At 44.2% G+C, this 13,410-nt stretch carries 13 protein-coding genes and 2 tRNA genes; 8 read left to right on the top strand and 7 right to left on the bottom strand.

Translation table 11 applies throughout. From position 1 onward, the window contains the following. The 3 genes from KNQ06_RS15250 to yhfH form a co-directional block, all read right to left on the bottom strand. On the bottom strand, positions 1 to 642 hold the full coding sequence (locus KNQ06_RS15250; protein WP_214725346.1) for a YkyA family protein: 642 nt from the start codon (positions 640 to 642) through the stop codon (positions 1 to 3). Positions 643 to 657: 15 nt separating this feature from the next. After that, positions 658 to 1,284, bottom strand: coding sequence for a polysaccharide deacetylase family protein (locus KNQ06_RS15245; RefSeq protein ID WP_353049204.1), 627 nt, complete (start codon positions 1,282 to 1,284; stop codon positions 658 to 660). A gap of 411 nt (positions 1,285 to 1,695) precedes the next feature. After that, complete coding sequence (gene yhfH, locus KNQ06_RS15240) at positions 1,696 to 1,842, bottom strand: protein YhfH (RefSeq protein WP_064505459.1); 147 nt, start codon at positions 1,840 to 1,842, stop codon at positions 1,696 to 1,698. A gap of 185 nt (positions 1,843 to 2,027) precedes the next feature. Between yhfH and KNQ06_RS15235 the strand changes: the two genes are divergently transcribed. Beyond that, entirely contained in the window at positions 2,028 to 2,654 is a 627-nt protein-coding gene (locus KNQ06_RS15235) for a nitroreductase family protein (protein WP_215148712.1), read from the top strand. Positions 2,655 to 2,794: 140 nt separating this feature from the next. Continuing rightward, positions 2,795 to 2,867 (top strand) — tRNA-Val (locus tag KNQ06_RS15230). Between the two features lie 46 nt (positions 2,868 to 2,913). On the opposite strand, the gene KNQ06_RS15225 is transcribed toward KNQ06_RS15230, so the two are convergent. Continuing rightward, positions 2,914 to 3,465 carry a YdhK family protein gene (locus tag KNQ06_RS15225; protein WP_133208512.1) on the bottom strand — a complete coding sequence of 184 codons (552 nt, stop codon included), beginning with the start codon at positions 3,463 to 3,465 and terminating at the stop codon, positions 2,914 to 2,916. 147 nt (positions 3,466 to 3,612) lie between these two features. On the opposite strand from KNQ06_RS15225, the gene KNQ06_RS15220 reads away from it, so the two are divergent. From KNQ06_RS15220 to KNQ06_RS15210, 3 genes are read left to right on the top strand one after another with little or no spacing between them, the layout of a single operon-like run. After that, the gene (locus KNQ06_RS15220; RefSeq protein WP_215148710.1) at positions 3,613 to 4,962 is read left to right on the top strand and encodes a HAMP domain-containing sensor histidine kinase; all 1,350 of its coding nucleotides are present in this window, start codon (positions 3,613 to 3,615) and stop codon (positions 4,960 to 4,962) included. A 1-nt stretch (position 4,963) separates the two neighbouring features. After that, positions 4,964 to 5,614: a response regulator transcription factor gene (locus KNQ06_RS15215; protein ID WP_023467148.1), complete on the top strand. Its 651-nt coding sequence runs from the start codon at positions 4,964 to 4,966 to the stop codon at positions 5,612 to 5,614. A 16-nt stretch (positions 5,615 to 5,630) separates the two neighbouring features. After that, the gene (locus tag KNQ06_RS15210) at positions 5,631 to 6,197 is read left to right on the top strand and encodes a histidine phosphatase family protein (RefSeq protein WP_214725338.1); all 567 of its coding nucleotides are present in this window, start codon (positions 5,631 to 5,633) and stop codon (positions 6,195 to 6,197) included. Positions 6,198 to 6,255: 58 nt separating this feature from the next. Here the strand turns inward: KNQ06_RS15210 and KNQ06_RS15205 are convergent, their stop codons facing one another. Next, positions 6,256 to 7,743, bottom strand: a complete 1,488-nt coding sequence (locus KNQ06_RS15205; RefSeq protein ID WP_069940308.1) for a phytoene desaturase family protein — start codon at positions 7,741 to 7,743, stop codon at positions 6,256 to 6,258. A gap of 16 nt (positions 7,744 to 7,759) precedes the next feature. Continuing rightward, on the bottom strand, positions 7,760 to 8,305 hold the full coding sequence (locus tag KNQ06_RS15200; RefSeq protein ID WP_244290090.1) for a methyltransferase family protein: 546 nt from the start codon (positions 8,303 to 8,305) through the stop codon (positions 7,760 to 7,762). Between the two features lie 217 nt (positions 8,306 to 8,522). On the opposite strand from KNQ06_RS15200, the gene KNQ06_RS15195 reads away from it, so the two are divergent. Together KNQ06_RS15195 and KNQ06_RS15190 are read left to right on the top strand one after the other, a co-directional pair. Continuing rightward, positions 8,523 to 9,350 carry a M15 family metallopeptidase gene (locus tag KNQ06_RS15195; RefSeq protein WP_149426824.1) on the top strand — a complete coding sequence of 276 codons (828 nt, stop codon included), beginning with the start codon at positions 8,523 to 8,525 and terminating at the stop codon, positions 9,348 to 9,350. A gap of 65 nt (positions 9,351 to 9,415) precedes the next feature. Continuing rightward, positions 9,416 to 9,892, top strand: coding sequence for a hypothetical protein (locus tag KNQ06_RS15190; RefSeq protein WP_023467153.1), 477 nt, complete (start codon positions 9,416 to 9,418; stop codon positions 9,890 to 9,892). 60 nt (positions 9,893 to 9,952) lie between these two features. On the opposite strand, the gene KNQ06_RS15185 is transcribed toward KNQ06_RS15190, so the two are convergent. Continuing rightward, complete coding sequence (locus KNQ06_RS15185; protein ID WP_215148708.1) at positions 9,953 to 13,093, bottom strand: efflux RND transporter permease subunit; 3,141 nt, start codon at positions 13,091 to 13,093, stop codon at positions 9,953 to 9,955. A gap of 185 nt (positions 13,094 to 13,278) precedes the next feature. Here KNQ06_RS15185 and KNQ06_RS15180 point away from each other — a divergent pair. Next, positions 13,279 to 13,351, top strand: a tRNA-Val gene (locus tag KNQ06_RS15180). The last annotated feature ends 59 nt before the right edge of the window (positions 13,352 to 13,410 follow it).

Here is a 13,410-nt window from a genome sequence, read left to right as displayed (position 1 = left end):
TTATTGAGTTGATGTGTCGAGCAAACGATACAGCTGGGTTTTCGTTTGATTATACTGAACGGTCAGCGCATTCCACTTCTTTAATGACGCGGTAGCTTTCCGTGTTAAACGATTTAAATCCGCTGTTGACTCATCAATCTTAACGAAATCCGGTTTTTTCGTCAAGCGTGAAAGCACTTTCTTTTCAGCGTCCATCGCTTGTCGATACGTTTTCGAGAACGTTTGAAATGTCTGCTGGCGTTCCTTGATGATTGTCACTAAGGCAGTTCCTTCTGTTTTTGCTTTACCATCAAGTTGGTTGACAGCATCCTTCAATTCTTCAAGATCGAGTGCAGCGTACGTTTCCTTACGTAACGTTTCTTCTTGTTTCAATAAAGCAAGCCGTTCGTCATTTAAGGCTTCTAATTCCTCTCGTTCATTTTGAGAGCGTTTGATTTCTTCAGCACCTGCATCAAGAACGGCTTGGTACGTATTAACTGAAATTTCATCCTTACGAGCACGTTGATCAGCTAGCGTGAATGCCTTCTCTTCACCTTTCACTTGTTGCTCTAGCTGTTCATGAAGAGAGGCTGGTGAATCGTTGGAACAGGCAGCGAGTCCAAAGCTCGACAGGAACAGTACTGCTACGAATGTTTTTTTCATCTGGATAGTAACTCCTTATAAATTCGAGTGTTGCGCGAAGTTGTACGGAATATGGAAATCTTCATCATAAATCGCGAATTGATAGCCTTTTTTCTGAAGTCCGGCAACAATGGCTGGAAGTGCCTTGATGGCTTGTGGTTGTTCATGTAAGAGTATGATTTCAAACGGACGCTCTGCTCGCCGAATGACCGTATTTGCTACTTCTTTTGCACTATCTTTGTAATACCAGTCCATTGAATCGATTGACCAGTCCCACACACGGAAGTCTGCTGAATGAATGGCAGATGCCATTTTTTTCGTGATGCCGGGATCAGAGCCATAAGGTGGTCGTGTCAAATGTGGTGTTAGCTTCGTCAACTCATGGATTTTCTTCTGAACACTTTGCATCTCTGAGACATACTTTCCTTTTTCGTACAATGTATCGTAATCGTGTGTTTCCCCGTGTAATCCGATATAGTGTCCAGCTTTAGCAGCAGCTTTGACTTCTTGCGGAAAAGCATCTACTTGTGATCCGAGATAAAAGAAAGTGGCACGAGTCTGAAGTTGATCCAATGTTCGAAGTAAGTCCGGTGTTAATGCGGATGGACCATCCTCGAATGTTAAATAAGCGACTTTTTTCGTCACACCATTCCATTTTTCCACGCGTGCTTTTTCCATATTGACGACAGGTACTTCAGTAATGGATTTACCTGTCGTAATGGATTGCTGTTCAGGAGTAAAAACGTATCGATAAGCGACATATCCCCCAACTCCGAGAAAAACAAGTGTGAGAAGTAAGAAAAATCGAGGGAAAAACTTTCTTTTTTTTGTACGCGGTCGTGGACCGAGTTCGCTAGCGTGGCTTGAGGTAAATGGATCCATCGTTGTCTGTCGCTCCTTTTGTCAAAAAATATCATATACAGATAATGTAACATTCTGACTGTTTCTTTTGTAACAAACAGATGACAAAAAGATGACGGAAAATCGATTTTTCTAAAAAATATCGATTTATTTAGAAAGAGTTTAAAAGAAATAAAAAAACAACCACTAAGTAAGTGATTGTTTCATGTGTTATTAGTGTTCTGTTACAGCACACTCATCGCATTCCGTTTGATAGGATTCACATTGTTCATCCATCTCTTTTCCGCAATGGGCACACGTCTTGACGGGAAGCTCACGATAGAATGCAGCAGATGCTTCTTGGTAAAGGGGTTGTTCCATGTGTTTTTCCTCCTTCAAAGTAAACGCAATGATCTTTTTTCTTGATTTTATTGTATTAGTACAGAAATCGAATGTCAACTATTGTTTTATAACAGTTAATTCATTTGAAGTACTGATAGAGGACAATGAAAAAGAGACATGCTACGATATCTAAGTAATCTGATAATGATAAGGGGGATTTACACATGACACAGGCAACACTTGATACAATGCGTGTCTTAACAGAAAGACGTTCCGTTCGTCATTACGACGAAACGTTCAAGCTTTCAAAACAGGAAGTAGAAGAACTATTAGAATGGACGACAGCCGCGCCGAGTGCTTGGAATTTGCAACACTGGCATTTCACGGTCTTTCATTCGGAAGAAGTGAAGCAGCAGCTTGCACCGATCGCATACAATCAGCCGGCTATCACTTCGGCTTCAGCAGTCATTGCGATCTTAGGTGATGTTCAAGCTAATCGAAACTACAATCCGGTGTACGGGCCAGCAGTGGAAGCAGGTGGCATGACAGAGGATCTGTTTGATTCGATCAAGGCACAGGTAGAAGGCGCTTATCAAAGTGAGGCGTATGGACGCGACGCGGCTATGTCGAATGCGAGCCTTGCTGCGATGCAATTGATGCTTGCGGCAGAAGCGCGTGGATTATCAACACTCGCAATGGGTGGATTTGATCATCAACGTTTTGCGGAAACGTTCATCACCGAGTCACGGTATGTACCGGTCATGCTAATTGCTGTCGGAAAAGCGGTTGAAGATGCGAAAAAACGTCCGGCACTACGTTTACCGATTGATCGAGTATCAACCTTCCTGTAAGTCATTCAAAATGGGGGAAGCGGGGTTGATTCCCCCATTTTAAATTTTTTTATTTTTTTTTCGGAAAAAGACTTGTCAGCCTTTTAGTTTCTTGATATATTAATACATGTCCTAGCAAGTACATAACGTACTGCAAACATGATTCTGTAGCTCAGCTGGGAGAGCGCTACCTTGACAGGGTAGAGGTCGCTGGTTCGAGCCCAGTCAGAATCATACCGAAAGCCCGCTTTTCCTTTATAGGAAAAGCGGGCTTTTTTTATTATTTCTTTATCTCATCCTCTGTGACCCATTTATGGTTTTTCACCATCTCTCCACCGTCCGTCGGTTCATAGTTCACCATGTAGACCGTCGTTTCCTTTACTTCATCAATCGTCGCTTTTGCTCCATCCATACCTTTCATATGATCCGCTTTGACAGTCGTTTCATCACCAACTTGCAGTGGTTTAGTTGGAACGGGATCGAGTTCTTCCTGAATGACCCATTTATGATTTTTCACCATCTTTCCACCAGTAGTCGGTTTGTAACTGATCGCATAGACGACGGTATCGTAAGCTCCCGCAATCGTTGCTTTAGCTCCGTCCATACCGTCCATATGATCCGTCGTCAACGTGACGTTGCTTCCTTTCGGATAAGTCGGATCACTGGCTTCCTTTAAACCGGATGGTAGCTTTCCGTCGCTCGAATGCATCATATCTCCATGAGACATATCGTGTGAGTCACTATTACTTCCATCGTTATTGGCGGATCCACATGCACCGAGCCAAAGCGTAGAACTAAGAGCAAGTGCGGTTAATGTCAATGATTTTTTCATATAAAACCCTCCTGAAGTCACTAGTCTTCTTTACTATACCCAGCGTATATGCAAATCGTGTGCAGATGAGGTGACAGTTTCGTTTGCCTGCGTCGATCGCGTTTTTTTTAGCTATACTAAAAGTGGAGAGAAAAAGGAGGAATCGTCATGCGTCGTATTTCATACTCAGTCGGAGGAATCGTGCTTGCGGCATTTTTAATTTGTGGCAGTGTGTTGTTTGGGACATTGTATTATCAGTTGTCTCAAACACGAACGCAGGAAGTAGTAGACGGTTTACTGAACCGAGGAAATACACACCGTGATGTCCTTGTCGATTCCTATGACCAAACGACGATGCGCCATGTCAGCATGATGGAAGCAGATTCATCGTTTACTGTGGTGATCACTGATGCAGATGGAAAACAACTCGAAGCGTCACGACCTTTGTCGAATGAGATGAAGAGCATGTTAGAGCATACGGATTTTGATTACCGTCAACAAGGAAAAATCGTGACGATGCGTGACTTTTTAATGACGGACAGTCCCATCAACATTGACGGGGAACATCGTGGTCATGTCTTCATGTTCGCTTCTAAAGCAATCGTAGATCACGTACTTGATCCGTTGAAACAGCAGTTTCTCCAAGTGGGTCTGCTAGCGCTTTTATTAGCAGGTGCGGCAAGCATTTGGACGACCCGACTCATTTCTCGTCCGTTGATTCAGATGGAAAAAGCGACAGCGCGTCTATTGGATGGGGAAGGTGGAGAGTTGCCGATTGATCGAAAAGATGAACTGGGACAATTGGCGCGTTCGATTCAGCAATTAAAACAAGATCTCGATTTTTTGAATCGGGAACGATCCGAATTTTTAGCAACCGTATCTCATGAACTACGAACACCATTGACATATATAAAGGGATACGCGGATATTCTCGAACGCCAAACGTTGACGCCGGATGAACAACAACGCTACATTACGATCATTCGAGAAGAAAGTCAGCAAATGAATGAATGGATTGAGCAATTGTTTTGGCTAGCACGAATTGACGCCAATGCTTTTATGATGGAGCGAAAACCTGTCGATGTCGAAGACTTGATTCATCAAGTGATACGATTGATGCGCCTGGACATCGAACAAGAAAATGTTTCGTTCGAGATAGAAGGTGAGCGATTAGAAGTGATGGGTGACGCTCAGCAGCTCCGTCAGATGATCGTGAATATCATTGAAAATGCACGGCGACATACGACGTCGGGAAAAATTATCGTTCGTTATGGTGTCAACGCAGTAGGGGCTTTCATTCAAATCGAAGATACAGGAGAAGGGATCGCTGCAGAATCTTTACCTCATGTAACGAAACGGCTCTACCGAACGGAAGCATCTCGTTCTCGAAAACATGGAGGAACTGGAATCGGACTCTCCATCGTTGAAGCAATTGCTCAGACACATGGTGCAGAATTGAACATCAAGAGTCAACTTGGACATGGAACACAAGTGACACTGCAGTGGAAGGAGAAATAAAATGCCGCATGTACTGATCGTAGATGATGAACCAAGAATGCTTGAACTGCTCAAACTGTATATTCAGCCGTATGGGTACACGTGTCAGCTTGTGGATTCTGCGCAACAAGCTCTTGATCTCTGCCGTCAGCACGTATTCGACCTGATTTTACTAGATGTCATGATGCCGGATATGGATGGCTGGACATGTTGTCGTCTCATTCGAGAACACTCTAACATCCCGATCTTGATGGTTACGGCTCGGAATCAACGGGAAGACATCATTCGGACACGAGAAGTAGGAGCGAATGATTACATATCAAAACCGATTCAAGAAGGGGAACTGATCGGGCGAATGGAAGTTTTATTACAGCAACAGTATGATGGTCTATCCTATGACCGGGAAAGCTATCGTTGTAGTTACCTCCAACAAAAGATTTCGTTAACGAAAACGGAATTTGAGTTGTTAGGTGTATTTTTAGATTCTCCACGACGTGTTTGGACGCGCGATCAACTAACGACGATGTTATGGGGAGCGGAAGCGTCTGTAGACGAGCGGACGATCGACTCGCATATCAGACATTTAAGAGAAAAACTACGTGTTTGCGGTTTTCCGATTGAACAGCATCTCGAAACAGTTCGCGGAATCGGATACCGCTGGACACACCAATAAAGGGGAAAATCAAAACATGACGACACTCTATTTCGTACGGCACGCACACTCGACATATTCACCAGATGAACGGAAGCGGTCACTTTCCGATGCAGGACAGGCAGATGCGATACGTTTACTTGAAACGTTTAAAGGGATTCCAATCGACAGATTCTACAGTAGCCCGTATCAACGGGCAATCGAGACGATTGCACCGCTCGCGGAGGCACGTCAACAACCAATCATTGAGGTAGAGGAACTACGAGAGCGATTGTTGGCACCGGGAGAGCTTGACGATTTTCAAGGAGCGGTCACATATGTATGGCAACATCCGAATGAAAATCCGTATGGAGGCGAAACGAACAAAGAAGCGTCGCAACGCATTCGACCATTCATCGACGGACTAATGGAGAAGCATCCTGACGAAACAGTCGTTCTTGGAACACATGGAAATATCATGGTGCTACTCTTAGAAACATTTGATCCGACATTCGATTACGCATTTTGGAAGTCCTTACCGATGCCAGCCGTATGTCGAATGGATGTGAAATCAGGAGAAAAGGCGGATATTCACGTCGTACCACTTTTGACGAATACAAAGTAAAAAAGAGACGGAACTGATGCGTGAATCAGTTTCCGTCTCTTTTGTAATTGGAGAAATCTTAAGGTGTAGGAACAGCACCTTCATGTTTTCGGATCAAGTCCGCCGTCAGTTGACCGGACAATGTGACCATCGGTACACCGCCGCCTGGGTGTGTCGAACCACCGACGAAATAAAGTCCTTCGTACAAGTCACTCTTCGATGGAATCTTGAATCCACCATTTTTCTTCCGGTCGGCTGCGACACCATAAATCGATCCACCGTTTGGACCGTATAATTCCTTCAAATCTTCTGGGGTAAAGCGATATTCAAACTCGATCGATTCTCGAAGTCCATGAAGTCCCATCCGCTCCAGTTTATCGAGAACGACTTCACGGTACGCATCCCAGTCGACCTCACCTTTTTGAAGTGTTAGCGGTGGAACGTGTGTCAAGACGAATAAGTTATCCTTCCCTTCAGGAGCTTGGGAGGCGTCGGATTTTGACGAGACTCCGACGTAAATCGTCGGATCCTCAGGAGGGGTACCTTCTTTGAACATTTGGGCGAATTCACGCTCTGGATTTTCCGAGAAAAAGAAATTATGATGCGCTAGCCCGCGATACTCACGATTTACACCGAGCAGTAGGACAAGACCTGAAACGGAAGGGGCAAACGACGCTTGTAATTTTTTTGCCTGTTTCCGGGCTTTTTTCTCCGGTACGATCCGTTCGTAAGTCGGGATGACCTCAAGGTTTGAAACGACGATGTCGGCTGCATGAAACGTTCCGTTTGATAAGACGCCAACCGCTTTTTTATTTTCAAGGACGATTTGTTCAACGGGTGAGTTGAGATGAACCGTGACACGGAGCTCATCAAGCAACCGTTTCATGGCACGCGCGATTTGGTACATACCACCTTTGACATAATAGATGCCGAGTCCCATTTGAACGTAAATCATCTGATTGAAGACAGCAGGTGCCTGATACGGATTGGAACCAACATACATGACCATATAGTTGAATAGCTGTTCGAGATACGGATCATTGAGATGTTTCTTTGTTCCGGTCGCGACCGTATTCATCGGGTCCATCTTTAATAAATCAGACATCGTATGGTATTTTTTTAAGTCCTTTAAATCTTCGAGACTGTATTTATAAAAACTGTCGAGGCACAAGTCGTACATTTGTTTGGAGTACCGGAACAATTCAACGAAATCAGCCCGTGACGAGACTTGTTCGACTTCTTCAAGCATTCCAGGTAAGTCACCTTTGACATCGATTTTTGTTCCATCCTCAAAGAATGTACGCCATTGCGGTTCAATGCGCTCGATTTCTAAGTAATCATCCAAGTTACGATGAACGCTTGAGAAGAGTTGTTCGAGTACCCAAGGCATCGTTAAGATGGAAGGACCGGTATCGAAAGTAAATCCCTTTCCACTCCGTTGATTCAGTTTCCCTCCGACGTTTGCATTCTTTTCAAGCATCGTGACTGCATAACCATCTCCAGCCAAACGAATGGCGGCAGACATACCAGCAAGACCTGCTCCAATGACAATTGCGCGTTTCTTCAAATGAATCACTTCTCCTTTAGTAGATGAATGGAATCAATCGTTTTCGTTTCGCAGCCCATACCGTATAGGCAGGTCCAAAACCTTTCGTTAACATCGCTTCCTCGATTCGAATCCGGTAGAGCAAGAAAATGAACATTAGAAGTCCAGAGAGAATGAAGAGTCCGGACTGACCGGTGAACAGGGGGAAGCTCATCGTAATCAACAACAATCCACTGTATAACGGGTGACGTAAAAAGCGATAAGGACCGCTACTGACGAGCTGATCACCAGACGCCACGACGACATGACGAGTGAACTGTTGCTTTAAGTGGAGAATTCCCCATAAGCGCAAGGAAACACCACACCATAACAAAATGCATGAAAAGATGCGCATGACAGAAGAAACGGTTTCATTCGCAAAGAGGAAAGCGCAGACGATCGTTCCGCTTAGGACAAGGAAAATCAAATAAAAACTCACTTGTTCTGCTGCGCCTGACTTAGACTCGGAGCGATTCCGGAAACGAATCATCTCACCAATCCAGCAGATGCTACCAATACTGAAAATCCATTCCCAAAGTGACACGTACGCTACTCCTTTCTACATCAGAATCATGTTTCGAAAACGCATACATCGTTATTTACCCATTGTAATTCGTCCTTAAGCTACATTTAGAAAACTTCAGAAATACTTCATTTTCATGACAAGCATTCCGAAAGAACCCTGTTTGAAAAAAAGAATGGTATTCTAATCTAAAATATGGATGCAGATTAGAACATGCATTAAAGGAGATATACGATTCATGAAATACATCACGACACTCATCACGACGTTGACATTAACAGCGGCCTGTACATCAGTGTATATACCAACAGTCGAAGCATCGACTTCTACTTATCGGCAAGCAAAGACATCTCTTCATTTGCGTAAAGGAGCATCGATTGATCAACCGAGTCTTGCGGTTATTCCGACGGGAATCTATGTGACGGAACTTTCAAAAGTCGGTACGTGGTCAAAAGTACAATATGGTACGAAGATTGGTTATGCGAGTACGAAGTATCTACTGACGGATGAACAAATCGGTGGGAAACGGATCGGTAAGACCCTCATCGCGAATAAGAACTTAGCGCTCCGCGCGACGTACGCTCCTGGTGAGAATCAACAAGCAAGAGCAGCGTTTGAGAAAATGCGTGTAGCGGCTAAAAAAGAGGGAATTACGCTCGTTGCGTTTAGTACATATCGCTCCTATGCCTATCAAAAAACGTTGTTTGATAAATATGTTGCGCGGGATGGTTATGAGAAGGCGAGTACGTATAGTGCAGAACCTGGGAAAAGTGAACACCAAACAGGTCTTGCGTTTGATATCGGAGGCGCTGATTCAACAAAATACGCCACGTTTAGCTTTTCCAAAACAAAAGAGGCAAAATGGTTGTTTGCGAATGCTCACCGCTACGGTTTCCATCTCCGCTATCCATCTGGTAAAGAATCTTGGACGGGGTATACGTATGAGAGCTGGCACTATCGGTATGTCGGAGCAACGCTTGCCGCTCGTCTAAAAGTCAGTGGATTAACAATGGAGGAGTATTTCCACCTCGCACCATGGAAACCAGTAAAGGTTTCGACTCCTTAAAAACATGGTAAATAGAGGATGTTGGCTTAGTCGGTTATTCGTCTCAGGTGAAAGAGGTGGAACGAATGGCAAAAAAAGATGCGAAACATCACATCATGACGTTTACGTTCAAAGAAGAAGCGACATCCTATCAAGTGTTCAGTGAATTGAAGAAATATCATGCGCGAGGTCAAGTCGATTTCGAACAGATTGCCGTCATCAAGCGAAATGAGAATGGTGCTTTTTCGTTTGAAGATGCTGTAGACCTAAGTGGATCGAATCGTGCCGTCAAAGGTTCATTGATCGGAATGGCCGTTGGTATCTTAGGTGGACCGTTTGGCATCTTGCTTGGTTCGATGACGGGTATGCTGATTGGTGGATCGAAAGACATGAAGGAAAATCAAGAAATCCAAGAAACATTCAAACGAACACTCGGCGTCATTCCGCCTGGGCAAACAGGAATCATCGCGATCGGTGAAGAGTTTGAACCATCCGTCCTCGACGGATTAGTGGCGCAACATGATGGTACGTTGGAACGAACGGATGAACAGTTAGAGTCGTAAGCCTGATAGAATGAAAAGAAGCCTATCGCGATCCAAGCGATAGGCTTCTTTCATGTGCATTTACTTAGTCGTACGTTCTTTTTTTGCTTTTTTGAAGAAGAACAATTCATAGACGACAGGAACGATGATAAGTGTCAACAACGTAGAGGTCGTTAATCCACCGATGACCGTCAAGGCAAGACCTTTTGAGATCAATGTTCCTGAAGAAGTGGTTAATGCGAGTGGTACCAATGCCATGATTGTTGCAAATGCGGTCATCAGGATTGGGCGTAATCGCGTTTTACCAGCTTCAATCAATGATTCGCGAATCGGCATACCACGTCCGACGTTTTGACCGATGCGGTCTACGAGAACGATTGCGTTCGTGGTGACGATTCCGATCAACATCAGGAAGCCGATCATGACACTGACAGACAATGGTTCATTCGCAAGGAAGAGCGTGACGAGTGAACCGATCGGAACAAAGATCAGAGAAGACAAGATGATGAATGGAATCCGAGCTTTTCCGAACGTAATCAACATTGTCAGGTAAACAAGTCCGATTGCAACGACGATCGCAATTCCAAGTGATTGGAAGATTTCAACCGTATCGTCATTTCCGCCACCACTTGTCAATGAGACACCGTCTGGTAAATCGATTTTTTCGACGTCAGCTTTTACGGCATTCGATACGTTTTGAACGTCGTCTCCTTTGACTTGTCCAGATACGCGAGCATATACTTTTCCGTCGAGTTTCTGAATCGATGTGAAAGTCTCGACTTCATTGACGTTCGCGACATCTTTCAATGCGACAGGACCGTTTGCTGAGAAGAGTTGGACGTCTTCGAGATCTTCTTTCGAGACGAGTCCTTCTTCATAAGATAATTGTACGTCTTGATCCTTATTGTCGAGATTGAGCGTTCCGACCGTAACTGGCTTCGTTTGATCGTTAACGGTACCGAGAATCTGGAAACCAGATAGTCCGCGATCACTTGCTTTCTCAGGATCGATTTCTACGAGATACTGCTTTTGTTTTTCGCTGAAGTTGTTCGTGATATATTTCAAATCATTATTTTTCGACATGTTATCCTCGACGAGTTTTGCCGCCTCTTGAAGGGCTTCGAGGTCGTTCGAGAACAAGTCGACATCGACGTTGTTATTCGACGGAGGACCACCTGTTGATAGTTCAGCCACACTGATTTTGACATCGACGTTTTCATCTTGAGCGATGTCTTCCATCTGTGTTTCAAGTGACTTGATCGTTTTCTCGACGTTTACACCGTCTTTTAGATTCAAGAAGTAACTTGCTTTATTATCGAGACGTAAGCCTGTCGTGAAGTCACGCGCTCCGACAGAAGTCGTCACGTCAGCAATGGCTTTTTCTTTATCAAACATTTTTTCCATCTCAAACGAGACGTCACTTGTTTTTTCAAGTGATGTGGCAGCCGGAAGTTCAAGCGATGCCGTCAAGGTCTTCGATGCTTCGTTCGGAATGAACGTAAAGCCGAGACGCGGTACGATCGCAAGGGAACCACCGAGAAGGATGAACGATACGACCAAGATGATCGCCTTGTGCGAGAGTGATTTTTCAATCAGCTTGCCATACCAACGTTGGAGAGCGCCTTCTTTTTCTTCCGCTGGTACCTTCTTGAATGCAAACTTCGCGAGAATCGGTACGATCGTGATCGCAACGAGTAGTGAAGCAAGTAATGAGAAAATAATCGTCAAAGCGAACGGTAAGAAGAACTTACCAGTAATACCACCGACAAATCCAATCGGTAGGAAGACGACGACGGTCGTCAGCGTAGATGACGTGATTGCTTTTAGAATCTCTTTTGTCGATTGTTCGATGATCTCATCCGTCATACCGGATTCGGATTTTCGGACGCGCCGGAAGATGTTCTCGATGACAACGATACTATCATCGACAACACGACCGACTGCAACAGCCATCCCACCAAGTGTCATGATGTTCAGGGAGATATCTTGCCAGTTCAAGAAGATAGCGGCGATGAGTAATGATAATGGAATCGAGACGATGGCGATGATCGTCGCGCGGATATTCCGCAAGAATAACAGAACAGCGAGTGATGCGAAGAGGGCACCAAGTAATCCTTCTTTGACGAGTGTCGCAACGGACTCCTCGATATCCTTCGCTGAATCAATCCCAATCGTATAGTCGACTTGGTCGTCATATTTATTGAGAATCTTCGTGACTTCATCTGCGATTTCGACTGTATTGGCATCTTGTTTTTTCGTGATTGCCATCGATAAGGAATCTTTTAAATCGTAACGCGTTTTTTCACTTTGTTGTGAGACGGCTTCGATTTTTGCGATATCCTCTAGGCGAATCGGTTCTGCAGGTTCAGACGCCTGATCTGCAGTTGCTCCACCTGTTGTACTTGGTGGACCTTGCGTTGCACCTTGTGGTGGACCGCCAGCAGATGAACCACCTGTTTGACCGTTACTTGATGAACTAGTCGCACCTGCAGCAGGTGTCAATTGTAGATTTTTGAGTTTATCTAGATTTTCTAGTTTTTCCTCAACGCGAATCGGAATTTTCGAATCGTTTTCTGATAGCTGACCAGATGGGAACGAGACATACTTTCCATTGATTTGTTCCTTGATGCTCGAGAGCGAGAGACCCGCTTCCGTCGCTTTCTCCTTATCGACGGTGATTTGAACGAGATCATCCTTATAGCCACCAACCGAAACGCTGTTGATTCCTGGAATCTTATTAAGTTCAGGTTCGATATCTTCCTTTAGGATTTTTTCGATGTCTTTACCATCCTTGCTAAAGAAAGAGATGTTATAGATCGGGAATGAACCAAATGACAAACGATTCAATTTCGTCGTTGCTTCCTCCGGTAGATTCGCATCTTGGATGGCAGCATCGATTTGTTGTTCGACCTTATCCATATCAGTATCGAACGGGAATTCGATGTTTAAGATACCGATACTTTCATAAGAAGAACTTGTTAGCTTGGTAGCCCCTTCAATTCCTTTTAGAGAAGTTTCAAGCTTTGAGACGACTTGTTTATCGACATCGTCAGGTGATGCACCAGGGTAAACCGCTTCGATTGAAATCTGAGGAAACTCGATTTCCGGGAACTGGTCGACTTTTAATTGTGAGAAGGAATACACGCCTCCTAAAATCAATAGGATTGCAATGATGAAGACAGCAACCGAGTTCTTCAAACTAAATCGGGTTAAAAAGTTCATATGAACGCTCCTTTCTTTTTATATGTGCTTATTTACATAGTAGAGGACACTCATAGAACCCGCAACTTTAAAACTGTTTTTATTTAAAAAGATCTTTTTGAAAAAAGATAATTTTTTTATGAAAAAGGCTTTACACTTTTCGATATGCTGCTATAATAAAAACATACCCAGTAACAACACAGCATGATTCTGTAGCTCAGCTGGGAGAGCGCTACCTTGACAGGGTAGAGGTCGCTGGTTCGAGCCCAGTCAGAATCATACCGAAATCGTTCCTTTTCGAAGGGGCGATTTTTTTTGCGTTAAAAAAACTATTCCCG

Source organism: Exiguobacterium sp. s91 (assembly GCF_018618915.1).
GTDB lineage: Bacteria > Bacillota > Bacilli > Exiguobacteriales > Exiguobacteriaceae > Exiguobacterium_A > Exiguobacterium_A abrahamii.
This window is presented reverse-complemented; position numbering and strand designations above follow the sequence as displayed.

Excerpts from the sequence above, each read along its gene's own strand:
- KNQ06_RS15185 (WP_215148708.1), bottom strand. The coding sequence starts at position 13,093 with ATGAACTTTTTAACCCGATTTAGTTTGAAGAACTCGGTTGCTGTCTTC.
- KNQ06_RS15220 (WP_215148710.1), top strand. The coding sequence starts at position 3,613 with ATGCGTCGTATTTCATACTCAGTCGGAGGAATCGTGCTTGCGGCATTT.
- KNQ06_RS15225 (WP_133208512.1), bottom strand. The coding sequence starts at position 3,465 with ATGAAAAAATCATTGACATTAACCGCACTTGCTCTTAGTTCTACGCTT.
- KNQ06_RS15215 (WP_023467148.1), top strand. The coding sequence starts at position 4,964 with ATGCCGCATGTACTGATCGTAGATGATGAACCAAGAATGCTTGAACTG.
- KNQ06_RS15210 (WP_214725338.1), top strand. The coding sequence starts at position 5,631 with ATGACGACACTCTATTTCGTACGGCACGCACACTCGACATATTCACCA.
- KNQ06_RS15235 (WP_215148712.1), top strand. The coding sequence starts at position 2,028 with ATGACACAGGCAACACTTGATACAATGCGTGTCTTAACAGAAAGACGT.
- yhfH (WP_064505459.1), bottom strand. The coding sequence starts at position 1,842 with ATGGAACAACCCCTTTACCAAGAAGCATCTGCTGCATTCTATCGTGAG.
- KNQ06_RS15195 (WP_149426824.1), top strand. The coding sequence starts at position 8,523 with ATGAAATACATCACGACACTCATCACGACGTTGACATTAACAGCGGCC.
- KNQ06_RS15250 (WP_214725346.1), bottom strand. The coding sequence starts at position 642 with ATGAAAAAAACATTCGTAGCAGTACTGTTCCTGTCGAGCTTTGGACTC.
- KNQ06_RS15190 (WP_023467153.1), top strand. The coding sequence starts at position 9,416 with ATGGCAAAAAAAGATGCGAAACATCACATCATGACGTTTACGTTCAAA.